Origin of the sequence: Azospirillum sp. CT11-132 (assembly GCF_047302835.1) — a bacterium.
In the GTDB taxonomy this organism is placed as follows: Bacteria; Pseudomonadota; Alphaproteobacteria; order Azospirillales; family Azospirillaceae; genus Azospirillum.
In genome coordinates this window covers 1,976,928-1,998,338 of sequence record NZ_JBGLZA010000003.1, presented here as the reverse complement: position 1 = coordinate 1,998,338, position 21,411 = coordinate 1,976,928, and the positions used below count along the sequence as shown (strand labels likewise).

The following is a 21,411-nucleotide window of genomic DNA, read 5'->3' as shown; positions in this document are numbered from 1 at the left end:
CGGTTCCGCCGGAGTAATGGGGATCCGGCAATACGATATAGTCGCAACGCTCCTTTGCCGGCAAAGCGCAGGTCATCCCGTTCTAGACCACGCGACTGTCTTGTGTCCCAACGTTTGGGGCGATAGAAGGTCCACTCAGCGGCATGTGCGGTCAAGCAAACTGACCACGGCGTTTCGCTGAGCGGAAAACAACCGCCCGGTGGATCGCCCGTGGAGCACAAGGGGAGCACCCGCATGCCGGACGACCATGGGGCGAGAGGAATTCCGCGATGGCGAGCCAGGGTGAATCCAAGTGGGTCTACAGCTTCGGGGCCGGTGCCACCGAAGGACGGGCCGATATGAAGAACCTGCTGGGCGGCAAGGGCGCCAATCTGGCCGAGATGGCCAATCTTGGCCTGCCCGTTCCGCCGGGCTTCACGATCACCACCGAGCTGTGCACCTATTTCTACGCCAACGGCCGCTCCTATCCGCCGGAGCTGACGGCGCAGGTGAACGCCGCCATCGCGCGGCTGGAACAGGCGATGGACGCCAAGTTCGGCGATCCGGTCAACCCGCTGCTGGTGTCGGTTCGCTCCGGCGCCCGCGCGTCGATGCCCGGCATGATGGACACCGTCCTGAACCTGGGCCTGAACGACGCGACCGCGGCCGGCCTCGCCAAGCGGTCGGGCGACGGCCGCTTCGCCTACGACAGCTACCGCCGCTTCATCCAGATGTATTCCAACGTCGTGCTCGACGTTGAGCATCACCATTTCGAGGACATCCTCGACAACCACAAGCGCGACAAGTCCTACAACCTCGACACCGACCTGTCGGCCGAGGATTGGCAGGCGGTGATCGAGGACTACAAGAAGGCGGTCGAGCGAGAGCTGGGCCGGCCCTTCCCGCAGGATGTGCAGGAGCAGCTGTGGGGCGCCATCGGCGCCGTCTTCGGCTCCTGGATGAACGCCCGCGCCATCACCTACCGCAAGCTGCACGACATCCCGGCCGACTGGGGCACCGCGGTCAACGTGCAGTGCATGGTCTTCGGCAACATGGGCAACGACTGCGCCACCGGCGTGGCCTTCACCCGCAACCCGTCGACCGGCGAGAATGCCTTCTACGGCGAGTATCTGGTCAACGCCCAGGGTGAGGACGTCGTCGCCGGCATCCGCACGCCGCAGCACCTGACCATCGCCGGCAAGATCGCCAACAAGTCCGACCTCCCCGCCATGGAAGAGGTGATGCCGGAGGTGTTCAACCAGCTGAACGAGGTCCGCCTCAAGCTGGAAAAGCACTACCGCGACATGCAGGACATCGAGTTCACGGTCCAGCAGAACAAGCTGTTCATGCTGCAGACCCGCAACGGCAAGCGCACCGCCCCGGCGGCGCTGAAGATCGCCGTCGATCTGGCGAACGAGGGCGTCATCGACCAGAACGAGGCGGTCCGCCGCATCGATCCGGCCTCGCTCGACCAGCTCCTCCACCCGACGCTGGACCCCAAGGCCGACCGCAAGGTCATCGCCAAGGGCCTGCCCGCCTCCCCCGGCGCCGCGTCGGGCAAGGTGGTCTTCACCGCCGACGAGGCCGAGCAGATGGCCGGCAAGGGCGAGTCGGTGATCCTCTGCCGCATCGAGACCTCGCCCGAGGACATCCACGGCATGCACGCCGCCCGCGGCATCCTGACCAGCCGCGGCGGCATGACCAGCCACGCGGCGGTGGTTGCCCGCGGCATGGGCCGTGCCTGCGTGTCGGGCGCCGGCGACCTGCGCATCGACTACAAGACCAAGCAGATGGCCGTCCGCGGCGTCACCGTGAAGGAAGGCGACATCGTCACCATCGACGGCTCCACCGGCGAGGTGATGCTGGGCGAGGTGCCGACGATCCAGCCGGAGCTGTCGGGCGACTTCGCCACCCTGATGGGCTGGGCCGACGGCATCCGTCGGATGAAGATCCGCGCCAATGCCGAAACCCCGCTGGACGCCCGCACCGCGCGGAAGTTCGGCGCCGAGGGCATCGGCCTGTCGCGCACCGAGCACATGTTCTTCGACCCGGAGCGCATCCTGGCCGTCCGCGAGATGATCCTGGCGGAGGACGAGGCCGGCCGCCGCAAGGCGCTCGCCAAGCTGGAGCCCTTCCAGAAGAAGGACTTCGTCGAGCTGTTCACGATCATGACCGGCCTGCCGGTGACGATCCGCCTGCTCGACCCGCCGCTGCACGAGTTCCTGCCGAACACCGAAGAGGACATGGCAGAGGTCGCCCAGGCCACCGGCACCGATCCGCTGCGGGTGCGCCACCGCACCATCCAGCTGCATGAAGCGAACCCGATGCTGGGCCATCGCGGCTGCCGTCTGGGCATCTCGTACCCCGAGATCTACGAGATGCAGGCCCGCGCCATCTTCGCCGCCGCCGCCGAGGTCGCCAAGACCACCGGCGAGGCCGTCATTCCCGAGGTGATGATCCCGCTGATCATCACGAAGAAGGAGTTCGACATCCTCAAGGCGGTGATCGACCGCGCCGCCGAGCAGGTGAAGGCCGAGACCGGCGTGACGGTGGAGTACCTGACCGGCACGATGATCGAGATCCCGCGCGCGGCCCTGAAGGCCGGCGAGATCGCCGAGTCGGCCGAGTTCTTCAGCTACGGCACCAACGACCTGACCCAGACCACCCTGGGCCTGTCGCGCGACGACGCCGGCAGCTTCCTGCCGGAGTACCAGCGCCAGGGCATCTTGGAGCAGGACCCGTTCCAGTCGCTGGACGTCACCGGCGTCGGCGAACTGGTGGAGATCGCCACCGAGCGTGGCCGCAAGGTCCGTCCGGACATCAAGCTCGGCATCTGCGGCGAGCATGGCGGCGACCCGGCCTCGATCTCCTTCTGCGAGAAGATCGGGCTGACCTATGTCTCCTGCTCGCCCTACCGCGTGCCGATCGCCCGCCTCGCCGCCGCCCAGGCCGCGCTGAACAGCGACACCGTCAAGCGCGACTGATCCGCTTCGGATAGCTGAAACGACTTCGGCCCTCTTCCCGCAAGGGAAGGGGGCCGTTTCGTTTTGGGGGCGGGGTTGGGCGGGTGGAACATCGTGGAACAGGGTTCGGCGGACTGTTCACTGTTCCATCCGGCGGGACACCATAGACGGCTCAGCGCTGGGAACCGGAGGTCAACTCGCCGATGCCCGTCAGCTTGAACGCCCCTTTTCCCGGAAGGGAAACCCGCAATTCCAACTCCCCGCCCGCGGCTTCCACGAAGCGCCGCAGGGTGGACAGATACAGGTCGGTCCGCTTCTCGATCTGGTGGACGGTCGGCTGCTTCACGTTCAGGGTTTCGGCAACCTGACCCTGGGTCAGTTCCGCCAGCCGGCGCAGCTCCGCCAATCCGTCGATCTCGGCCAGCATCCCGGCGGCCCGTGCATCCACCGCGGCGCGCTCGTCGTCGGTCATCTCGGAGAGGATCTGGTCGAACGGGATCGTCGCCGTCATGGCTTTGCTCCTTTCGGGTCGGAGAGATGGTCGTCATAGCGGCTGTCGGCGGTGGCGATCAGCGAGGCGTAGAACCGCTTTTCCGAAACCCCGCTCTTGTCGCCGGCAACCAGCACGACGGCGTTGCGCGTCGGGTCGAAGGCAAAGGCGACGCGCCACACCCCGCCATTCGATTTGAACCGCAACTCCTTCATGTTCGCATGCCGGGAACCGTTCAATGTATCGACATGGGGCCGGCCGAGCGCCGGGCCACGCTCCCCAAGCACCTTGGCCGCGGCGGCGAGGTCGATCCGCACAGCTTGCGGCAGAGCCCGGAATTCGGCCGCGAACGCGGTGTGAAAGAAAACGGTGTGCATCGGAGGAAATATAGGCTTTGGGCTATTTTCTCGCAATGGAGATATAGCGCGGAGCCTATTGTCCGCAAGCCGTTGAGCGGCGTCGGCGACCCGGCCTCGATCTCCTTCTGCGAGAAGATCGGGCTGACCTGTGTCTCTTGCTCGCCCTATCGCGTGCCGATCGCCCGCCTCGCCGCCGCTCGGGCCGTGCTGAACAGCGACACGGTCAAGCGCGACTGAGCCGCTTCGGGTAGCTGAAACGATTTCGGCCCTCTTCCCGCAAGGGAAGGGGGCCGTTTCGGTTTGGGGGCGGGGGTGGGAGGGTGGAACAGCGTGGAACGGATTTCGGAGGAGTGTTCACTGTTCCATCCGGGACGCCCGACCCGGCCTGCGGCGGTCGGATGGAACGTTTGGAACAGGTTGGAACGGCTTTCCGGGGCTGTTCACTGTTCCATCCGGCGGGTGCGCGGGAGGAAAGGCGCAAGGGGGCGTGGCACCGGTGGCGATGCATGCAAGACACTCCTCGGGCGGTTGAGGCTTATAGTCCTATCACGGATGGCGGTTGGCGGTAAGGGGGGCGTGGAAAAGGCGTGGATGCTCGCCGCTGCGCCGTGTCAGGGGCTGTTCTGTGCCCCGTGCCAGACGCGCAAAATGGTGACGCAGGACGGCGCCACGTCATAGACGATGACATTAGGGGTGGACCGCGACCAGTTCCCGCGCACCGTCTCGCCGAAGGCGGCCACGGTCAGGGAGTTCGGCGAGGCTTTCCGCAGCACTTCTGAGACGGAGCGCCATGTGCCGGGCGGCTGCGGGATTGAAATGGCCGATATAGTTGCGAATCGCGATCAGATCGGCAATGGCGGCCGGAGTGAAGGTTATTTCCACGACGGCGCAGGACGCTCGTCCGCTGTGCCCCAGCTGTCGAGCCAGTCGGCAACGTCGCGTAGAGGAATCGTCTGACCGGCGGCAACCTGTGCCCGCGCCTCGGCAACGGCGCGTGTCAGCGCATCGTCATCGGTCGGTTCGAAAGCGGTCGAGGGTTCGGCCATGGGGGCACCTCCGCCACTGAATATATGTGGCGAGCGTGGGTCAGTCCAGCCAACTTGATTTTTAACGATATCGGCTAAGTGCCAGAATTTAATTAGCGGAGACACGTTAATAAGCATCTCCGCTAATTATTAGGCGCTTCTATCAAGGCTCTGGCGGAATTTCTGAAAATTTCCTTCCGGTCTTAATTTCTGATATGCGCCCAGGATTGACATCATAGTCTGCCGCAATCCGATGCAAAAACTCTCCTGCGTAAATGCGCTTTTTGATGACAGGAACATCGGATGGGTGGATGGATCGGCTTGGCATTCGATTAGATCTCATAGCGGCGCCTCATTGGGAAACGGCTTGAGGAAATGCGGGAACAGTAAAATCCATTCCCGCATTGTGGGGTGTCTGGTAGATGGCCTGTCACTCATCTACCAAGATCGGCCACGCCTTGATCCCATAGTGGCGAGCCCACAGTCGTTGGCCGGTGCGGGGATCATCCTTATACGGGCGGAAAACGTAGCGCTTACCAGGCGGTGCCACGAGCTTACGCTTCATGGATAGCTCCTTAGTTTGCGCGAGCCAAAAACCTTGCGTCTTCCGCGTGGGCAAGATATAAACTACGCCCCGTAGCACACGTTGACGCAAGCCGGAACGGTGGTCGCGAGCCGGTTCCGGTGCCTTGTGTGAGTTCGCAAGCTTACACAAGGATTCTTTATAGAACGCCCTCGTCTTTCCACGCCTTTATCTGGACATCGAGGGCTTTCTTCGACACTCCAAAGATGTCGCAAGCATCTTTGGAGTGTTTTAGTTTCTTGTAGAGTTCAAGAGGAACAAGCAACTCTCCTGCAAAAGTGTTTGCTTGCCATTCTGGATCAAGGTAGGGCTTTAGCTTTAACGGTGCAGAAAGCCTCTGAAGCCTATGATCCATATGTAAAACAAGATGTCCAAGTTCGTGAGCTAGAGTGAAGTTATCTCTTGGGCTCCCTGAAACTGCCCTCATGTAGACGTCATTGCGTATCCTTATCGAAGCGGCGGCTGGTAATGCCTCGGCGTACATGCCTTTCATTTCCGCTGGATCAACCACTTCAAAGGTAGACTCCGGGAATGCTTGGGGTAAAAGATTTTCTATGACATGAAGTAGTGGAAAGCGTGGGGTTTTTGAAAATCCAAACAACTCTCTTATGTCAGAGGCATTCTGCCGGATCCTCGCGCGGCTTAATGGGGCTGCTATGTAAGAAAGTGTGCTCATTTCTTCACCTTCTCTATCGCCTCTCTGAGTTGCGCAAACGATTTTTCATCAAGTTCATCGAACCGGCGAGCCAGCGTAGTCATAAAACGTGACTGCTCAGCAGAATTTGGACGCAGCGTGATTGTTCGAGCTGATGCGTCAGCAGATGCTTGCAAATCCTCCACCTCCTCATCGCTCAAATTATAAATGCTTGTCAACTTTGTGATTAGATTTCCAGGGATTGACTTTTTGCCAGTTTCAATTCCGGACAAAAAAGCTGCAGAGACTTCAAGCTCTTCAGCCATGTTGGCGAGCAGTAGGCTACGGTCAATCCGTAGCTTTCTGAGGGCCTTCCCAAATGGTGTGAGCTGCATGTGAGACTCCCCGAGGGTGGGCGCGTTTCCAAGGCTTATTTTTATCGTACTGCGGTTCTCTTCTTAACCAGAGTAGGTTAAGTCAGAACGCTAAGCAATGAGAAAATACAACGAAATCGCATGCGATTTAGGTGCTTTGCCCCTCGCGTAAGAGGAATTTGATCTTATCGCGGTTCTTGTACTTGCCAGTCTCGGGGATGTAAAGCTGAACAGATCAAGAACGACCAAAAAATCGGAATATATGCCTAAGATAGGGGAAAATTGTCGAGCCTATATGACGCTATAGAAACAGGTGGAAGTAAGTGGATTCAATGGAGAGTGCATAGGTTAAGAAAGCCTGCGTGTGTAATGTAAAAACTTCCATAAAATCCGGCGGATTTTGCATTATTTGCTAAGTCAATTATTGAAGTCTATCTGTTTCCATAGTAGTAATTTTCAGCGTTAAAAGAATAACTCTGCGACGCGATGATATTGACGCCTTTTATTTTATGATTTTCTATGTCTTAGATTGAACGTCGCTGGCGAGTTGGGCGAGGCGGGAAACCGTCTCCGGGCGCTCGGTGGCGATCAGGTGCATCAACGCCCGGTTGGCCGGCGTCAGCAAGCCGAGAAGGCCGGAAACCGACTCGCCATCCGTCACGGGCTGCACCGGGGGAACCGGGCGGGTGCCCTGGGCGACCGCCAGCATCTCGTCGCGCAAATTATGCAAGGTCCGCATGGTCGGGCTCCCTGGTGTCTTCGGCGTGGTGGTCGGTGAGGCGCATCTAATATGCGCTTGGCGAGGGGATGCGGCTACCACATTTGCGCCCGGCTTTGGCTGGGCGTACAGCGGCCATGCGGTTCAGAAGCCTTGGGGTGCCCCTCACCCTCCCCACGCCTTCGGCGCGGGTCCCCGCCCTCTCCCGGGGCGGGAGAGGGTGGTCGGGCGCGCTTTGGCGCGCCGCCAAGGGGCATGCTGCCCCTTCGCAATCCCCTGGCAAAGGCTGGCGCCTTTGCGGCCCCCTCACCCTGACCCTCTCCCCAGGGGGGAGAGGGAAAGTTTGCGGAGGGGAGGGGCGGGGGCGGGCCGTTACCGACCCCTCGGCTTCGCCCTGGCGGTCGGCTCGGCTTCCAGCGGGTTGTCGGGCCAGTAATGTTTCGGGTACTGGCCCTTCAAATCCGCCTTCACCGCCTTGTAGGCGTTGGCCCAGAAGCTCGCGAGGTCGCGGGTGACCTGGACCGGGCGGCGGGCGGGGGACAGAAGGTGCAGCAGAAGCGGAACCCGGCCGCCGGCGATGCGCGGGGTCTCGGCAAGGCCGAACATCTCCTGCAGGCGAACCGCCAGCACCGGCTCCTCGCCGTCATAATCGATGGGGATGCGGGAGCCGCTCGGCACCTCGACATGGGTCGGGGCCTCGGCGTCCAGGCGGGTCCGCAACTCCCAGGGCATCAGGGCGCGCAAGGCGCTCGACAGGTCGATGCGCTCCAGATGGGCGCGGCGCGACACGCCGTCGAGGAAGGGGGCCAGCCACTCCTCCAGACCGTCCATCAGGGCCGCGTCGGACAGGTCGGGCCACACGTCGCCCTCGCGGGCACGCAGGAACATCACGCGGGTGCGCCATTTGCGCAGCTCGTCGGTCCAGGGCAGGCAGGCGGGGCCCAGCGCGCGGATGCCCTCGATCATCGCGGCGGTCATCGCGTCCGCCGGCGGCTTGGCCAGCTTCTCGTCCTTCAGGATCAGGGCGAACAGCATGCGGCGGCGGCGCGCCAGCACCATCTGCTCGCGCGCGTCCCAGGCGACGATGGTCTCGCTGCGGATGTCGTCGGCGAAGCTCTCCTCCAGATCGGCCAGCGTGACCGGGGCGGCCAGGAAGATGCGCGATTCGCGGGCGGCGCCGTCGAGGTCGGCGATGGCGAGCCACTCCTCGGCCGACAGCGGCTCTGCCTCCTGGAAATAGGCGCCGCGCCCGCCCGACAGGCGATACTGCGCCGCAACTCCGCCGGGCTGGCCTCCGGGGCGGCGCTGGCCGATGCGGTCGGGATAGGCGAGTGCCACCAGAATGCCGACGGCATGCGAGTCCATCGCGTCGTCGTCGCGCACGCCAAGCTGGCGGCGCCACTGCCGCGCCTGCTTCACCGCCTGCTGGGCGCCGCCGCGGTCAACGCTGAGGCCGCGCGCCGCACCCTGGCCGCCGCGCTCCTCGCCGCGCAGCAGATCGACGCGCAGGCGCAAATCGGCGTCGCGGAAACCGGGCTGGGACCGGACAATGTCGCGCTCGCCCAGCAGGGCCGCGACCAGACAGGCGAGCGCGCCCTGGCCCATCGCCTTGCCGGCCAGCATCATGTGGGCCAGACGCGGATGCACGCCGAAACCGGCCATGCGGCGGCCGTGCGGGGTGATGGCGCCTGATTTATCGAGCGCGCCGAGGCCGGTCAGCAGCTCGCGCGCCTGGGCCATCGCCGCGGCGGGCGGCTGGTCGAGCCAGGACAGGCTGGCGGGGTCGGAGACTCCCCACACCGCAAGCTCCAGCGCCAGCGGGGCGAGGTCGGCGTCGGCGATCTCCGGCGTGGTGAAGGGGGCCAGCGCCTTGTGCGTCGCCTCCGGCCACAGGCGGTAACAGACGCCGGGCTCCAGACGGCCGGCGCGGCCGCGGCGCTGCTCGGCAGAGGCCTGGCTGACCTTCACCGTCGCCAGACGGGTCATGCCGCCGCGCGGGTCGAAACGCGGAACCCGCATCAGGCCGCTGTCGACCACGATGCGGATGCCCTCGATGGTCAGGCTGGTCTCGGCGATGGAGGTCGCCAGCACGATCTTGCGCTGGCCGGGCGGGGTGGGGGAGATGGCGCGGTCCTGCGCCTCGGCCGACAGGTCGCCATAGAGCGGGGCGATGATGGTGTTCGGGCCGAGGTCGGACTGGTCGAGCAGGGACTGGACGCGGCGGATCTCGCCGACGCCGGGCAGGAAGACCAGGGCGTTGCCGGGCTCCTCGCGCAGGGCGCGGCGGACGGCGGCGGCGACCGCGTCCTCGATGCGGGTGCCTTGCGCTGGGGCGTCGAGGTGGCGGGTCTCGACGGGGTAGGCGCGGCCCTCGCTGGTCACCATTGGGGCGGGGCCTTCGGCGTCTGCCAGCAGGGTGGCGACCGGGGCGGCGTCGAGCGTCGCCGACATGACGACAAGGCGCAGGTCGTCGCGCAGCGCCCCGCGCGCCTCCTGCACCAGGGCAAGGGCAAGGTCGCTGTCGATGCCGCGCTCGTGGAACTCGTCGAACAGGACGGCGCCGACGGCGGGAAGCTCCGGGTCCTCTTGGAGTTGGCGCAGGAACAGGCCGTCGGTCACCACCTCGATGCGGGTCTTCGGGCCGACCTTGGTGTCGAGGCGGACGCGGTAGCCGACGGTCTCGCCCACCGCCTCCCCCAGCATCGACGCCATCCGGCGGGCGGCGGCACGGGCGGCGAGGCGCCGCGGCTCCAGCACCAGGATCTTGCGGCCCTTCAGCCAACCGGCCTCCAGCAGGGCCAGCGGCACCCGCGTGGTCTTGCCGGCGCCGGGCGGGGCCTGCAGCACGGCGGTGCCGCGGCTGTCCAGCGCCTCCAGCAGGGCGGGCAGGACGGGATCGATTGGCAGGGCGGGGAAGGCGGGCTTGCTCATGAGGGGGAGTCTGCTGCCGCGAACCGGCGGGAAAGGCAATGCTTTTCGGGGGACGGCGGGCACGGCGCGCGCCAAAAGGTCGCAGGGGCGGGGGACGGGGACAGGGGCCGCGACCGATGTCCGTAAAAAATGTATGGTTTTGGGGTCGTCGGGCTTATTCGCTTATCAAAGGGATCCATGACCGAAATCCACGACGCCGCCCTGTTCCTCGCCCACGCCTGCGCGCTGGAGGAGGACGCCGCCAACCGCTTCGCCGACCTGTCGGAAGCGATGAAGACCTATGGCAACCAGGAGGTCGCGGCCTTCTTCGGCCAGATGGCGAAATTCTCGCGCATGCATCTGGCCGAGGCGCGGGAACGGTCTGGCTTCCGCAAGATCCCGGACCTTGCGCCGGAAGACTTCCAATGGCCGGACGGCGACAGCCCGGAAGCGGCCTCGATGGAAGGCTCGCACTATCTGATGACGGTGGAATACGCGCTGGAACTGGCGCTGGAGAGCGAAAAGCGCGGGCAGGCCTTCTACGCCGAGGTGGCGAAGACCACCACCGATTCGGAAGTCCGCATGATGGCCGAGGAGTTCGCCGCCGAAGAGGCCGAGCATGTCGCCCAGCTGGAGGTTTGGGCCAAGCGCTATCCGGCTTTGCAGGCGTGATGAGGACGTAAGGAAGGGGGCGTTGGCGGCCCCCTCCCCCGGTTACTTTGACAGGGCGGACCAGTCGATCTCGTACACCTTGTCGGCCGGCTTGTAGGTCTTGAAGGCGGCGATCACGTCGTCGACGCTGACATCCCCCGGCACATTCTGGATTTCATAAACGACCGAGCTGCCGCTGGTCGGGCCGACGTCGGCGTTGCGGTGAGCCTGCGAGACCAGCCCTTCGCCGGCCTTCTTGATCATGATGGAAGCCATGCATCCGTCTCCTGTTGCGACTCGCCCGACGGGAAAACCATAAACAAAAAGTGGTTTAACCGGAAGGCGGAAAGAACGGGGACGGTTGCAGTGCGGCAATTACGGCAAGGTCATCAGGGCAGCGCCGCGGCTTCGGTCACCACGGCGCGGCCGGGCATGCGGTCGGGCTGGGCACCGGCCACCGCTCCGGCGATGCCGCCGGTCAGCCAGGCGGAGAAGGCGCTGCGCCCGTCGGTGCTGGCTTGGCCGCAGGCCGTGGCGGGGACGGCGTCCTCGTCATCGTAGTTCCACAGCGGCAGGTTGATGGCAGAGGGAGCGGCGGACGGCTCGGCGGCGGACGCGGTGGCGATCAGGCCGGTGGAGCGCGGGGTGGCGGGGCGGCTGTGCACCTCGATCAGGGCGACGCGGATGCCGGCGGCCCAGGCGCGGTCGATGAAGGCGCGCACCTGCCGCGCGGTGGCGGTGGAGCCGTCGACGGCGCCGGGCGACCCGCCGGTCAGCCAGGCCGACGGCGTCGGGCCGCAGCCGCGCCGGTATTGCAGCGCCACCTGATCCTGCACGTAGGCCTGCCCGCGATAGAGCCGCATCAGGCCGTGGCCGTAGCGCTCCAGCTCGTCGAACGGGCCGCGGCTGGCGGTCAGCAGGTTGCGGTCGAGCAGGATCAGCGTCGGCTTGACGGCGATCAGCCGGTCGAGCAGCGGCTCGAAATCGGCGAACTGGGCCTGCCGGTGGACGATGCGCAGGAATTCCAGGTCGGGCACGCCACGCTCGGCGGCGACCTTCGCCATGCCGCGCTCGTCCAGCGTGGCGTCGCGCAGCGCGGTGTCGCCGAGCGCCACCACCATCACCGAATCGGGATTGCGCGCCACCCGGTCGGCCATCGCGTCGATGCGGTTCAGGTTGTACCAGGCGAAGGGCTGGTCGTAGAGCATCGAGCCGACCCACAGGACCGCCAGAACCGCCAGCCCGCCCAGCGCCAGCGGCGCCAGCAGCAGCCCGGTCCCCAGCATCCACCAGCGCCGCCCGCCGCGGCGCGGTGTCGCGGCGGAGTCGGGAGCGGACTCCTCGTGGACGGGATGGGCGGATTGCGGCTCCTGCGGTTCGGGATGGGTCATCTGGGGTCTCCAAGCGGTGGAGGCGTGGGACGGGCGAGGGGAATCGGCCGGGCGCCGGTGCGCGTCGTCTCCTCCCACAACGCACGGGGGAGCAGATTCGGCCGGTGGAAATTGGGGGTATCCCCAAGGCCCCGGAACACCCCCGTGGCAGGGTCCCGGTTTGCCGAACGCGCCGTTTCTGTGTAGGCTTCCTCCATCCAGGGAAGCCTTTCAGCAAGGTTGGGCGATGAGCACCGAGATCCGCACCTTCACCATTCCCGACGCCGCCGCCGAAGAGGCGCAGGTGCAGCTGTCCGCCTTCCTGCGGACGGTCGAGGTCCAGCGCATCGAGACCGCCTATGCCGACGGCGCGTGGCGGGTGCTGGTGCTGTTCACCGACCTCCGCCGCAAGGAGGAGTCGCAGCAGATCGAGGCGGCCATCGCCGCCGCGCTGAACGGCTGGCGCGACAAGGCCGCCACCCAGGCCGGGGTGACGCGCGACGCCATCCTGGCCGACGATCTGGTGCAGGAGATCGCCCGCTTCGCCCCGACGACGGAGCATGAGCTGTCGATCATCGTCAACGCCCGCGGTCAGGCCAGCTCGCCCTATGGCGGGGAGATCGTGCAGGTGGTCCGCTCGACGCTGGACCTGCTGATCGACTGAGCGGGGTGCGGCGGCGTCCGGGCGGGTCCTATACGGTTCGGCTGGTCCCTTGCACATCCAAAGGCTGTGACGCTGCTGCCATAAGCGTCAGTTGGTTCCGGAGCGCTGCCGTGCCAGGATTGCGCCCTTCACCGGCATCGACGGATGGGGTGGTTTGTGGCTTCGAAAGATCATCCGAAGGCTCGCATCGCGGCCGACGCGGAGTGGAGCGCAGTTCCGGACTATCGGAAGATGGCCCTTGAGCTGGCCCAGTTGGGCGCGGAGGCCGCCCGGCGCGCCCGCATGACCGGCAACGGCCATTACGACCGGCTGGCCCACACCCTGACCAGCCGCGCCGGGGAAATCCTGGACGATCTGGAGCGCGGCGGGAAGGCGTAGAGGGCTGGGGGGATGCGAAAGAAAACGGCGCCCGGGTGGGGCGCCGTTGTTGTTTGTGCGAGGTGGTTGCTGAGTTGCCCCCACCCCGACCCTCCCCCGCTGGGCGGGGGAGGGGGTTAAGTGCTGATTGGGGAGGCGGCGGAGTTCCCTCCCCTGCGGAGCGGGGGAGGGTTAGGGTGGGGGCAAGTGCGACCTGCCTCAGACCACCTTGGCTTCGTGCATGGCGGCGATCTGGTCCTTGTTGTAGCCGAGCTGGGCCAGGACCTCGTCGGTGTGCTCGCCGAGCAGCGGGGAGCCGGTGACCTCGACCTTCATGTCGGAGAACTTGATCGGGCTGCCGACGGTCAGGTACTTGCCGCGCACCTTGTGGTCGACCTCGACGACCGTGCCGCTGGCGCGCAGCGACGGGTCGTTGGCGATCTCCTTCATCGACAGCACCGGCGAGCACGGGATGTCGAACTTGCGCAGGATGTCGACGGCCTCGAACTTGGTCTTGTCCTTCAGCCAATCCTCGATCACCGCGAAGATGTCGAAGATCTTGTCCTGGCGCGCCTCGGCGGTGTTGTAGGCCGGGTCGTCGATCCACTCCTCGCGGCCGAGAGCCTTGCAGATCGGCGCCCAGGCATGGCCCTGGATGGTGAAGTAGATGTAGGCGTTGGGATCGGTCTCCCAGCCCTTGCACTTCAGCACCCAGCCCGGCTGGCCGCCGCCGCCGGCATTGCCGCCGCGCGGAACCACGTCGGTGAACTTGCCGTGCGGGTACTGCGGGTATTCCTCCAGATAGCCGACGCGGTCGAGGCGCTGCTGGTCGCGCAGCTTGACGCGGCAGAGGTTCAGCACGCTGTCCTGCATCGACACGGCGACCTTCTGGCCCTTGCCGGTCTTGGTGCGGGCCATCAGGGCGGTCAGGATGCCGATGGCGAGGTGCATGCCGGTGTTGCTGTCGCCGAGAGCGGCGGCGGACACGGTCGGCGGGCCATCCCAGAAGCCGGTGGTCGACGCGGCGCCGCCGGCGCACTGGGCGACGTTCTCATAGACCTTCAGGTCCTGGTAATGGTGGCCGTCGCTGAAGCCCTTGACCGAGGCGACGATCATGCCGGGGTTCAGTTCGCGGATCTTGTCCCAGCTGAAGCCCATGCGGTCGAGCGCGCCGGGGCCGAAATTCTCCACCAGCACGTCGGATTCGCGGATCAGACGGGTCAGGACTTCCTTGCCTTCGGCGGTCTTGGTGTCCAGCGTCAGGGAGCGCTTGTTGCTGTTGAGCATCGTGAAATAGAGCGCGTCGGCGTCCGGGATGTCACGCAACTGGTTGCGGGTGACGTCGCCGGCGCCCGGACGTTCGACCTTGATCACGTCCGCGCCGTACCAGGCCAGAAGCTGGGTGCAGGCGGGGCCGGCCTGCACATGGGTGAAGTCGATGATCTTAATGCCTTCAAGCGGCTTGGTCATGACTGCAACACTCCCTTTTTTCACGTAGTTTCAGATTGTCTCTTGGACTTGCTCTTCTGCCCGGCCGGCCCACGCCCGGAGATCGGGGGGCGTCGAGGTCGCCGCCGGCCGGAATTCGATGATCGCCGCAGGGCGCCGTCAGCCGGCCGCCGCTTCGAGTTCGGTGAGGCGGCGGCGCAGTTTCCGTTCTTCGGTCCAGCGGGCGGTTTCGTCCCGCACCACGGCGACGATCCCGGACACCCCTCCGTCGGTCCCGCGCAAAAGCGCGACGGTGAAGGCGATCGACAGGCTGTGCCCGTCCTTGTGGACCGCCGGAACCCGCAGCAGGTCATGGCCGTAGCGGGTCTCGCCGGTGGCCATGGTCTTTTCGTAGCCGTCCCAATGACGCTGGCGCTGGCGTTCGGGAATGATGATGTCGAGCGACTTGCCCATCGCCTCGTCGGCGGTGAAGCCGAACATCCGTTCCGCCGCCGCATTCCACAGGATGATGGCGCCGGTCGGGTCGGACACGATGACGGCGTCGCCGATCACCGCCACCAACTGTTCGCAATCCACAACCGCGGGCGAACCCGCTGCTGCTGTCTGTTCCATGTCGATCTCCTTGGCGCTCGCCCCCTCTTGGATTGGGCGCCGGGGGAGCCGGTGCGGCGGTGGCCCGTAAAGCGTGCCGCACTGACATTATCGATACGGTATACCAGATACCATCGACCATGCAAGAGAATTTGAGCGCGAGGCAAACTGTCCTTGTGGCGAACAGACAGCCACTCCGAGAGGGGGGCCCGGAATCCGGAATCGACAGCACGCCGGCGGTGGCGCAATCGATTGTGCACCTACAGTTATCGGCATAGGATCCCGGCGACGGAGCCCGCCGGGCGGCGAAGATCGTCGTTCCGCCGCCAACAGAAGGATTGGAAATGGCCGCTTTCGACAGCTATTGCGTGGCGCCTTTCAAGCAGCGCCTGCCGATCGAGCGGCTGTTCCCGGACGATCACGAGGTGAATGGCGGGATTTGCTTCGGCCTTACCTTGGAATGGATCCGGCGCCACCGGGCCAACAAGGGCGAGACGCCGCAGAAGCGCATCGCCTTCATCGACCAGGACAGCACGATCCTGCATGCCAGCATCAAGCAGCGCCTCTATGGCGCCGAGTTGTTTTTCGATCTCGACCTGTCGTCGGGCCAGTTGGGCGCCCGCAATCAGGCCATGAGCCATGCCGGATTGAAGATCGGATCGACCAGGACGGAGTGGATGGACGCGACCGACTCAGACAGCGTCAAGGAGGTGATGAAGGCGATCTCGATCGCCACCGCCAGCCCCCACACCTATCACATCGTCAGCATGAATTTCGAACAGCGGGGGGCGGCGCATGCGACCTGCTGTTACAAGTCCGGCGGCAAGGCCTTCGGTTTGGGATCGCACCTGTATTTCTTCGATCCCAATTTCGGCGAGTTCAGGGCATCGAGCGGCAGCGCCGCCGACCTGTTCACCGGGCTGGTCGACCGGTACCGCCATTTCGTGAAGCGGGACGGGTCGACCATCGATTACCGGGTTCAGGAATTCGTCGTGCAGAGCATTTCCTTCGCCTGACCGGATCACCCGACCAGACTGAAGAAGGGCATCGACGCGTATTTGCTGGACTTGATGTTGGCGACCACCTTGTCCTGCGAATGGCCGCCGGTGGACAGGGTCGCCGGCAGCTTGATCACCTTGCCGACCGCCTTCGACGATTTGCTGATCGGGTCCCATTGCAGGTTGAAGTTGATGATCTGCTTTTCGATGGACGCCAGGTCTTCGGTGGGCACCCGGACATAGGGGCCGTGGATGATGCCGCCGCGCACCATCTTCGACACCGTCGGCGCATTGAAGGCGCAGCAGGGCAGCGCGGTCTCGACCGCGACGATGGTGGCGATGGCGCCGCCCAGCGAATGGCCGCACAGGATCGGACGGGCGGCGCCCAGCAGCATCTTCGCCTGTTCCAGCAGAAGATGGGCGGCACGGATGCCGGCGGGCAGGCTTTCGATGGTGTAGAGCGCGATGTCCGTCTTCAGGTTCTTGGTGCCGGCCATCTGGCCCGACGTGCTGCTGCCGACCGCCGTGCCGCGATAGGCGATGATGTACTGGTCGGAGTGCTTTTCCTGATAGACGGCGCCAAAGAAGCCGACGTCGATATCTTCATGGGTAAAGATCACCTGGAAGCCGGGCGGAGACCGCCGTGCCCCGTCCGCCTTGTTGAAGGCGGCGGCGTCGTTGCCGCGGCCCTTCTGAAAATTGTAGACGGTGTTCGCGGCAACGGCCAGATCGAGGATATTGACCGGCATGATGGCGCCCTTCGTCGTAAACGGGAAGCCGAGACAATACCGGCACGCAGGGGCTGTCAACGAACCGGAGCGATTGTTATCGGCATTTGTGATTTTGTTTTGGTTGTAAGTGCAGTTCCGGTCGCATCGGCAAAAGAAAAGGGCGCCTCGCGGCGCCCTTCCTTGCGTCATTGAACCCGTTCTTCCGGATCAGACGTCCAGCAGCAGGCGGCGCGGATCCTCGATCAGCTCCTTGATGCGGACGAGGAAGGTGACCGCCTCCTTGCCGTCGATGATGCGGTGATCGTAGGACAGCGCCAGATACATCATCGGGCGGACCTCGATCTTGCCGCCGACGACGACCGCGCGGTCCATCGTCTTGTGCATGCCGAGGATGGCCGACTGCGGCGGGTTGATGATCGGGGTCGACATCAGCGAGCCGTAGACGCCACCGTTGGAGATGGTGAAGGTGCCGCCGGTCAGCTCGTCCATCGACAGCTTGCCGTCGCGGCCCTTCTTGCCGAGGGCGGCGATGGTGCCCTCGACGCCGGCGAAGTCCAGCTTGTCGGCATCGCGGACGACCGGAACCACCAGACCCTGCGGCGTGCCGACGGCGACGCCGATGTCATAGTAGTTCTTGTAGACGATGTCGGTGCCGTCGATCTCGGCGTTGACGGCCGGGATCTCCTTCAGGGCCTGGACGGCGGCCTTGACGAAGAAGGACATGAAGCCGAGCCGCACCTTGTGGCGCTTTTCGAAATAGTCCTTGTACTCGGCGCGCAGAGCGATCGCCGCCGACATGTCCACCTCGTTGAAGGTGGTCAGCATGGCGGCGCTGTTCTGGGCCTCCTTCAGACGCTCGGCGATGCGCTGGCGCAGGCGGGTCATGCGGACGCGCTCTTCCTGCGCGGCGCGCGGACGGTCGCCCTGGGTGCCGGCGGCCCACACCATCTTCGGCGCCGGAGCCGCGGCCGGAGCGGCCGGCTTGGCGGCCGGGGCGGCCAGCACGTCGCCCTTGGTCACACGGCCATCCTTGCCCGAACCGGCGATGGACGAGCCGTCGATGCCCTTCTCGTCCGCCAGCTTGCGGGCGGCCGGGCCGGAAGCGGCCAGGTTGCCCGGAGCGGAGGCGGCCGGCGCGGCAGCAGCGGGGGCCGGCGCGGCAGCGGCCGGAGCCGGTGCCGCGGCGGGGGCGGCGGCAGCCGGAGCGGCGCCGGCGCTGGCGCCCTCGTTGATGACGCCCAGCAGGGCGCCGACCTCGACGTTCGCGCCTTCCGGAGCGACGATCTCGGCCAGCACGCCGGCGGCCGACGCATTCACCTCAAGCGTGACCTTGTCGGTCTCCAGCTCGACCAGCGCCTCGTCCATGGCGACGGCCTCGCCGGCCTTCTTCAGCCAGCGGGCGACCGTCGCCTCGGAGACGGACTCACCCAGCGTGGGGACCTTGATGTCGGTAGCCATTCTTTATCCTCGTTCGTCTTCTTGTTCGCTTGGGTGATGGTCAGCGGACCGTCAGGGCTTCGTCCAGGAGCTTGGCCTGCTCCTGGTTGTGACGCTTCAGCAGGCCGGTCGCCGGCGAGGCGGTGGCCGGGCGGCCGACGTAGGACGGGCGGCCGGCCTTGTGGCCGACGTCCTTCAGCACGGCTTCCAGGCGGCGGTCGGCGAAGAACCAGGCGCCCTGGTTCTCCGGCTCTTCCTGGCACCAGACCAGCTCGGCGTTCGGATACTTGGCGAACTCGGCCGCCAGAGCGTCCTTCGGGAACGGGTAGAGCTGTTCCAGGCGCAGGATGACCACGTCCTTGATGCCGCGGCTCATGCGCTCCTGCAGCAGGTCGTAATAGACCTTGCCGGAGCACACCACGATGCGGCGGATCTTGTCGTTGGCGGCCAGATCGTTGGCGGTCTCGCCCAGCACGCGGTGGAACGTGCTGCCCGGACCCATCTCCGACAGGTCGGAGATGCACAGCTTGTGGCGCAGCAGCGACTTCGGCGTGAACAGGACCAGCGGCTTGCGGAAGCTGCGGCGGATCTGGCGGCGGAAGACGTGGAACAGGTTGGCCGGCGTCGTCACGTTGCAGATCTGCCAGTTGTCCTCGGCGCACATCTGCAGGAAGCGTTCCGGACGGGCGGACGAGTGTTCCGGACCCTGGCCCTCGTAGCCGTGCGGCAGCAGCATCACCAGGCCGGACATGCGCAGCCACTTGGACTCGCCCGACGAGATGAACTGGTCGATGATGGTCTGCGCGGTGTTGGCGAAGTCGCCGAACTGCGCCTCCCACAGAACCAGATTGTGCGGCTCGGCCAGCGAATAGCCGTATTCGTAACCGACGACGGCGGCTTCCGACAGCGGGCTGTCATGGACCTCGAAGGTCGCCTGATCCGGGCTGACGTGGCAGAGCGGGACGTACTTCTCTTCGGTGTTCTGGTCGTACATCACCGCATGGCGGTGCGAGAAGGTGCCGCGGCCGGAATCCTGGCCCGACAGGCGGACGCCGGTGCCCTCAGCCACCAGCGTGGCGTAGGCCAGCGCCTCGGCGGTCGCCCAGTCGATGCCTTCGCCAGACTCGAGCGTCTTCTTCTTGGCTTCCAGCTGGCGCGCGATCTTGGAGTTGATCGCGAAGTTCTTCGGGTACTCGCAGAGCTTGAAGCCGATCTGCTTCAGCTTGTCGATGTCCACACCGGTCTCGCCGCGGTGGGCGGAGTTGGCGCCCTGCGCCTGCAGGCCGGCCCACTTGCCTTCCAGCCAGTCGGCCTTGTTCGGCTTGTAGGTGCTGGACGCCTCGAACTCACCCTCCAGCTTCTTCATGAAGTCCTGGGTGATCTGGTCGCCTTCGGCCTGGGTGATCACGTTCTCGTCGACCAGCTGCTTGGCGTACAGCTCGCGCGTGGTCGCGTGGGCGCGGATCTTCTTGTACATCAGCGGCTGGGTGAAGCCCGGCTCGTCGCCCTCGTTGTGGCCGTGGCGGCGGTAGCAGACCATGTCGATCACGACGTCCCGCTTGAACTTCTGGCGGAACTCTATGGCGATGCGGCTGACATGGACGACGGCTTCGGGATCGTCGCCGTTCACGTGGAAGATCGGTGCCTGCACCATCTTGGCCATGTCGGAGCAGTACACGCCCGACCGCGAATAGGTCGGGTTGGTGGTGAAGCCGATCTGGTTGTTGATGATGAAGTGCATGGTGCCGCCGGTGCGGTAGCCGCGCAGCTCCGACAGGCCCAGCGTCTCGGCCACGATGCCCTGGCCGGCGAAGGCGGCGTCGCCGTGGATCAGCACGCCCATCACCTGCTCGCGCTCGAGATCGCGGCGCTGCTGCTGCTTGGCGCGCACCTTGCCCAACACGACCGGGTTGACCCATTCCAGGTGGGACGGGTTGGCGGTCAGCGAGAGGTGGACGATGTTGCCGTTGAAGTCACGGTCCGACGAGGTGCCGAGATGGTACTTCACGTCGCCCGAACCCTGGACGTCCTGCGGGCTCGACGGGTTGCCCTGGAACTCCGAGAAGACGGCGGAGAAGGGCTTGCCCATGAAGTTGGTCAGCACGTTCAGGCGGCCACGGTGGGCCATGCCGACGACGACCTCTTTCAGGCCGAGCTGGCCGCCGCGCTTCAGGATCTGCTCCAGCGCGGGGATCATCGACTCGCCGCCCTCAAGGCCGAAGCGCTTGGTGCCGGTGTATTTCAGCTGCAGGAACTTCTCGAAGCCCTCGGCCGCGGTCAGGCGCTCCAGGATGGCGCGCTTGCCGTTCACCGTGAAGTCGGTGTGGTTGCGGCCGCCCTCGATGCGCTCCTGGATCCAGGCCTTCTCTTCCGGGTCCTGGATGTGCATGAACTCGACGCCGATCGTCCCGCAATAGGTCTTGTGCAGGATCTCGAGGATCTGGCGCAGCGACGCCGTTTCCAGGCCGAGCGAGTAGTTCAGGAAGATCGGACGGTCGAGGTCGTCCGGGCCGAAGCCGTAGGTCGCCGGATCCAGTTCCGGGTGCGGCTCGCGCTTTTCCAGGCCCAGCGGGTCGAAATGCGCGTTCATGTGGCCGCGGACGCGGAAGACGCGGATCAGCATCAGGGCGCGGATGCTGTCCAGCGTGGCGGCGCGCAGCTGCTGCGGGCTGATGCCGCCGTAGACCTGCTGGGTGTGGGCCAGCATGGCGCCGTTGGCCGGGCCGTTCATCGCGGCGGCGGCGCCATTGGGAGCGGCGCCGTTGGGGAGACCGACGATGAAGCTCTCGGCGACCGGGTCGCGCTTGGCCTTGGGGTCCTCCAGATCGGACACGGTCCAGGACGCGCCGCGCAGCTCGTCCAGGACGGCGCGCGAATCCTCGTCCAGATCCTGGAAGAAGCTGTTCCAGCTGGGGTCGACGGCGGCCGGGTTGGACAGGTAGCTGGCGTAGAGTTCGGCGACGTAACCGGCGTTCGAGCCGAAGAGGAACGAGGTCTGTTCCAGATTTGCCGACATGGTTTCACCTCGGGCCGTAAGCCCGATTCCCTGTGGGAGATGATCGCGAGTGATGAAGGAGGCGGGGGATCGTTGGATACCCATATGCGAGAACCGGCGAAAACAGCCGGTG

Annotated in this window: 21 protein-coding genes and 1 pseudogene; 6 read left to right on the top strand and 16 right to left on the bottom strand. The window is 65.4% G+C overall.

Going from position 1 to position 21,411, the window contains the following annotated elements; all coding sequences use genetic code 11:
• The first annotated feature begins 269 nt into the window (after positions 1 to 269).
• Positions 270 to 2,963, top strand: a complete 2,694-nt coding sequence (ppdK, locus tag ACCD06_RS15305; protein ID WP_413341606.1) for a pyruvate, phosphate dikinase — start codon at positions 270 to 272, stop codon at positions 2,961 to 2,963.
• A gap of 151 nt (positions 2,964 to 3,114) precedes the next feature.
• Here the strand turns inward: ppdK and ACCD06_RS15300 are convergent, their stop codons facing one another.
• On the bottom strand, positions 3,115 to 3,453 hold the full coding sequence (locus ACCD06_RS15300) for an XRE family transcriptional regulator (RefSeq protein ID WP_149197839.1): 339 nt from the start codon (positions 3,451 to 3,453) through the stop codon (positions 3,115 to 3,117).
• On the bottom strand, positions 3,450 to 3,809 hold the full coding sequence (locus ACCD06_RS15295; RefSeq protein ID WP_413341604.1) for a type II toxin-antitoxin system RelE/ParE family toxin: 360 nt from the start codon (positions 3,807 to 3,809) through the stop codon (positions 3,450 to 3,452). The genes ACCD06_RS15300 and ACCD06_RS15295 overlap by 4 nt, the downstream gene beginning before the upstream one ends.
• A 72-nt stretch (positions 3,810 to 3,881) precedes the next feature.
• On the opposite strand from ACCD06_RS15295, the gene ACCD06_RS15290 reads away from it, so the two are divergent.
• Complete coding sequence (locus ACCD06_RS15290; protein WP_413342531.1) at positions 3,882 to 4,028, top strand: hypothetical protein; 147 nt, start codon at positions 3,882 to 3,884, stop codon at positions 4,026 to 4,028.
• Between the two features lie 374 nt (positions 4,029 to 4,402).
• Here the strand turns inward: ACCD06_RS15290 and ACCD06_RS15285 are convergent, their stop codons facing one another.
• The 7 genes and pseudogenes from ACCD06_RS15285 to hrpB form a co-directional block, all read right to left on the bottom strand.
• Positions 4,403 to 4,564, bottom strand: coding sequence for a hypothetical protein (locus ACCD06_RS15285; protein ID WP_413342529.1), 162 nt, complete (start codon positions 4,562 to 4,564; stop codon positions 4,403 to 4,405).
• 7 nt (positions 4,565 to 4,571) lie between these two features.
• A pseudogene (locus tag ACCD06_RS15280) lies at positions 4,572 to 4,673 on the bottom strand (type II toxin-antitoxin system RelE/ParE family toxin); the annotation flags it as partial.
• The gene (locus ACCD06_RS15275) at positions 4,664 to 4,837 is read right to left on the bottom strand and encodes a hypothetical protein (protein WP_413341602.1); all 174 of its coding nucleotides are present in this window, start codon (positions 4,835 to 4,837) and stop codon (positions 4,664 to 4,666) included. The gene ACCD06_RS15275 and the pseudogene ACCD06_RS15280, both read right to left, overlap by 10 nt.
• 701 nt (positions 4,838 to 5,538) lie before the next feature.
• Positions 5,539 to 6,075: an ImmA/IrrE family metallo-endopeptidase gene (locus tag ACCD06_RS15270; protein WP_413341600.1), complete on the bottom strand. Its 537-nt coding sequence runs from the start codon at positions 6,073 to 6,075 to the stop codon at positions 5,539 to 5,541.
• Positions 6,072 to 6,428 (bottom strand): helix-turn-helix domain-containing protein, encoded by a 357-nt coding sequence (locus tag ACCD06_RS15265; RefSeq protein ID WP_413341598.1) that lies wholly within the window; start codon positions 6,426 to 6,428, stop codon positions 6,072 to 6,074. Before ACCD06_RS15265 ends, ACCD06_RS15270 begins: the two co-directional genes overlap by 4 nt.
• A gap of 496 nt (positions 6,429 to 6,924) precedes the next feature.
• A complete protein-coding gene (locus ACCD06_RS15260) occupies positions 6,925 to 7,146 on the bottom strand; it encodes a hypothetical protein (protein ID WP_413341596.1) in 222 nt (73 codons plus the stop codon).
• A 351-nt stretch (positions 7,147 to 7,497) separates the two neighbouring features.
• Positions 7,498 to 10,056, bottom strand: a complete 2,559-nt coding sequence (gene hrpB / locus ACCD06_RS15255) for an ATP-dependent helicase HrpB (protein WP_413341594.1) — start codon at positions 10,054 to 10,056, stop codon at positions 7,498 to 7,500.
• A 177-nt stretch (positions 10,057 to 10,233) separates the two neighbouring features.
• Between hrpB and ACCD06_RS15250 the strand changes: the two genes are divergently transcribed.
• Positions 10,234 to 10,707 carry a ferritin-like domain-containing protein gene (locus tag ACCD06_RS15250; RefSeq protein WP_149269909.1) on the top strand — a complete coding sequence of 158 codons (474 nt, stop codon included), beginning with the start codon at positions 10,234 to 10,236 and terminating at the stop codon, positions 10,705 to 10,707.
• Between the two features lie 42 nt (positions 10,708 to 10,749).
• Here ACCD06_RS15250 and ACCD06_RS15245 read toward each other — a convergent pair whose 3' ends face one another.
• Positions 10,750 to 10,962, bottom strand: a complete 213-nt coding sequence (locus tag ACCD06_RS15245; protein WP_194911450.1) for a hypothetical protein — start codon at positions 10,960 to 10,962, stop codon at positions 10,750 to 10,752.
• A 113-nt stretch (positions 10,963 to 11,075) separates the two neighbouring features.
• Positions 11,076 to 12,077, bottom strand: a complete 1,002-nt coding sequence (locus tag ACCD06_RS15240; RefSeq protein ID WP_413341592.1) for a hypothetical protein — start codon at positions 12,075 to 12,077, stop codon at positions 11,076 to 11,078.
• Between the two features lie 226 nt (positions 12,078 to 12,303).
• Between ACCD06_RS15240 and ACCD06_RS15235 the strand changes: the two genes are divergently transcribed.
• On the top strand, positions 12,304 to 12,720 hold the full coding sequence (locus tag ACCD06_RS15235; protein ID WP_109073339.1) for an HRDC domain-containing protein: 417 nt from the start codon (positions 12,304 to 12,306) through the stop codon (positions 12,718 to 12,720).
• Between the two features lie 231 nt (positions 12,721 to 12,951).
• On the top strand, positions 12,952 to 13,098 hold the full coding sequence (locus ACCD06_RS15230; RefSeq protein ID WP_247882832.1) for a hypothetical protein: 147 nt from the start codon (positions 12,952 to 12,954) through the stop codon (positions 13,096 to 13,098).
• A gap of 198 nt (positions 13,099 to 13,296) precedes the next feature.
• On the opposite strand, the gene frc is transcribed toward ACCD06_RS15230, so the two are convergent.
• Positions 13,297 to 14,547, bottom strand: a complete 1,251-nt coding sequence (gene frc, locus ACCD06_RS15225) for a formyl-CoA transferase (protein WP_109073341.1) — start codon at positions 14,545 to 14,547, stop codon at positions 13,297 to 13,299.
• Between the two features lie 138 nt (positions 14,548 to 14,685).
• Positions 14,686 to 15,138 carry a PAS domain-containing protein gene (locus ACCD06_RS15220; RefSeq protein ID WP_109073342.1) on the bottom strand — a complete coding sequence of 151 codons (453 nt, stop codon included), beginning with the start codon at positions 15,136 to 15,138 and terminating at the stop codon, positions 14,686 to 14,688.
• Between the two features lie 323 nt (positions 15,139 to 15,461).
• On the opposite strand from ACCD06_RS15220, the gene ACCD06_RS15215 reads away from it, so the two are divergent.
• Positions 15,462 to 16,133 carry a YopT-type cysteine protease domain-containing protein gene (locus ACCD06_RS15215; protein WP_413341588.1) on the top strand — a complete coding sequence of 224 codons (672 nt, stop codon included), beginning with the start codon at positions 15,462 to 15,464 and terminating at the stop codon, positions 16,131 to 16,133.
• A gap of 5 nt (positions 16,134 to 16,138) precedes the next feature.
• Here ACCD06_RS15215 and ACCD06_RS15210 read toward each other — a convergent pair whose 3' ends face one another.
• The 3 genes from ACCD06_RS15210 to ACCD06_RS15200 form a co-directional block, all read right to left on the bottom strand.
• Positions 16,139 to 16,864, bottom strand: coding sequence for a hypothetical protein (locus ACCD06_RS15210; RefSeq protein ID WP_109073344.1), 726 nt, complete (start codon positions 16,862 to 16,864; stop codon positions 16,139 to 16,141).
• A gap of 189 nt (positions 16,865 to 17,053) precedes the next feature.
• The gene (gene odhB / locus ACCD06_RS15205) at positions 17,054 to 18,304 is read right to left on the bottom strand and encodes a 2-oxoglutarate dehydrogenase complex dihydrolipoyllysine-residue succinyltransferase (protein WP_413341586.1); all 1,251 of its coding nucleotides are present in this window, start codon (positions 18,302 to 18,304) and stop codon (positions 17,054 to 17,056) included.
• Between the two features lie 40 nt (positions 18,305 to 18,344).
• Complete coding sequence (locus tag ACCD06_RS15200) at positions 18,345 to 21,299, bottom strand: 2-oxoglutarate dehydrogenase E1 component (protein WP_109073346.1); 2,955 nt, start codon at positions 21,297 to 21,299, stop codon at positions 18,345 to 18,347.
• Positions 21,300 to 21,411: the final 112 nt, after the last annotated feature.

Excerpts from the sequence above, each read along its gene's own strand:
- ppdK (WP_413341606.1), top strand. The coding sequence starts at position 270 with ATGGCGAGCCAGGGTGAATCCAAGTGGGTCTACAGCTTCGGGGCCGGT.
- ACCD06_RS15300 (WP_149197839.1), bottom strand. The coding sequence starts at position 3,453 with ATGACGGCGACGATCCCGTTCGACCAGATCCTCTCCGAGATGACCGAC.
- ACCD06_RS15295 (WP_413341604.1), bottom strand. The coding sequence starts at position 3,809 with ATGCACACCGTTTTCTTTCACACCGCGTTCGCGGCCGAATTCCGGGCT.
- ACCD06_RS15275 (WP_413341602.1), bottom strand. The coding sequence starts at position 4,837 with ATGGCCGAACCCTCGACCGCTTTCGAACCGACCGATGACGATGCGCTG.
- ACCD06_RS15270 (WP_413341600.1), bottom strand. The coding sequence starts at position 6,075 with ATGAGCACACTTTCTTACATAGCAGCCCCATTAAGCCGCGCGAGGATC.
- ACCD06_RS15265 (WP_413341598.1), bottom strand. The coding sequence starts at position 6,428 with ATGCAGCTCACACCATTTGGGAAGGCCCTCAGAAAGCTACGGATTGAC.
- ACCD06_RS15260 (WP_413341596.1), bottom strand. The coding sequence starts at position 7,146 with ATGCGGACCTTGCATAATTTGCGCGACGAGATGCTGGCGGTCGCCCAG.
- hrpB (WP_413341594.1), bottom strand. The coding sequence starts at position 10,056 with ATGAGCAAGCCCGCCTTCCCCGCCCTGCCAATCGATCCCGTCCTGCCC.
- ACCD06_RS15250 (WP_149269909.1), top strand. The coding sequence starts at position 10,234 with ATGACCGAAATCCACGACGCCGCCCTGTTCCTCGCCCACGCCTGCGCG.
- ACCD06_RS15245 (WP_194911450.1), bottom strand. The coding sequence starts at position 10,962 with ATGGCTTCCATCATGATCAAGAAGGCCGGCGAAGGGCTGGTCTCGCAG.
- ACCD06_RS15240 (WP_413341592.1), bottom strand. The coding sequence starts at position 12,077 with ATGACCCATCCCGAACCGCAGGAGCCGCAATCCGCCCATCCCGTCCAC.
- ACCD06_RS15235 (WP_109073339.1), top strand. The coding sequence starts at position 12,304 with ATGAGCACCGAGATCCGCACCTTCACCATTCCCGACGCCGCCGCCGAA.
- ACCD06_RS15230 (WP_247882832.1), top strand. The coding sequence starts at position 12,952 with ATGGCCCTTGAGCTGGCCCAGTTGGGCGCGGAGGCCGCCCGGCGCGCC.
- frc (WP_109073341.1), bottom strand. The coding sequence starts at position 14,547 with ATGACCAAGCCGCTTGAAGGCATTAAGATCATCGACTTCACCCATGTG.
- ACCD06_RS15220 (WP_109073342.1), bottom strand. The coding sequence starts at position 15,138 with ATGGAACAGACAGCAGCAGCGGGTTCGCCCGCGGTTGTGGATTGCGAA.
- ACCD06_RS15215 (WP_413341588.1), top strand. The coding sequence starts at position 15,462 with ATGGCCGCTTTCGACAGCTATTGCGTGGCGCCTTTCAAGCAGCGCCTG.
- ACCD06_RS15210 (WP_109073344.1), bottom strand. The coding sequence starts at position 16,864 with ATGCCGGTCAATATCCTCGATCTGGCCGTTGCCGCGAACACCGTCTAC.
- odhB (WP_413341586.1), bottom strand. The coding sequence starts at position 18,304 with ATGGCTACCGACATCAAGGTCCCCACGCTGGGTGAGTCCGTCTCCGAG.
- ACCD06_RS15200 (WP_109073346.1), bottom strand. The coding sequence starts at position 21,299 with ATGTCGGCAAATCTGGAACAGACCTCGTTCCTCTTCGGCTCGAACGCC.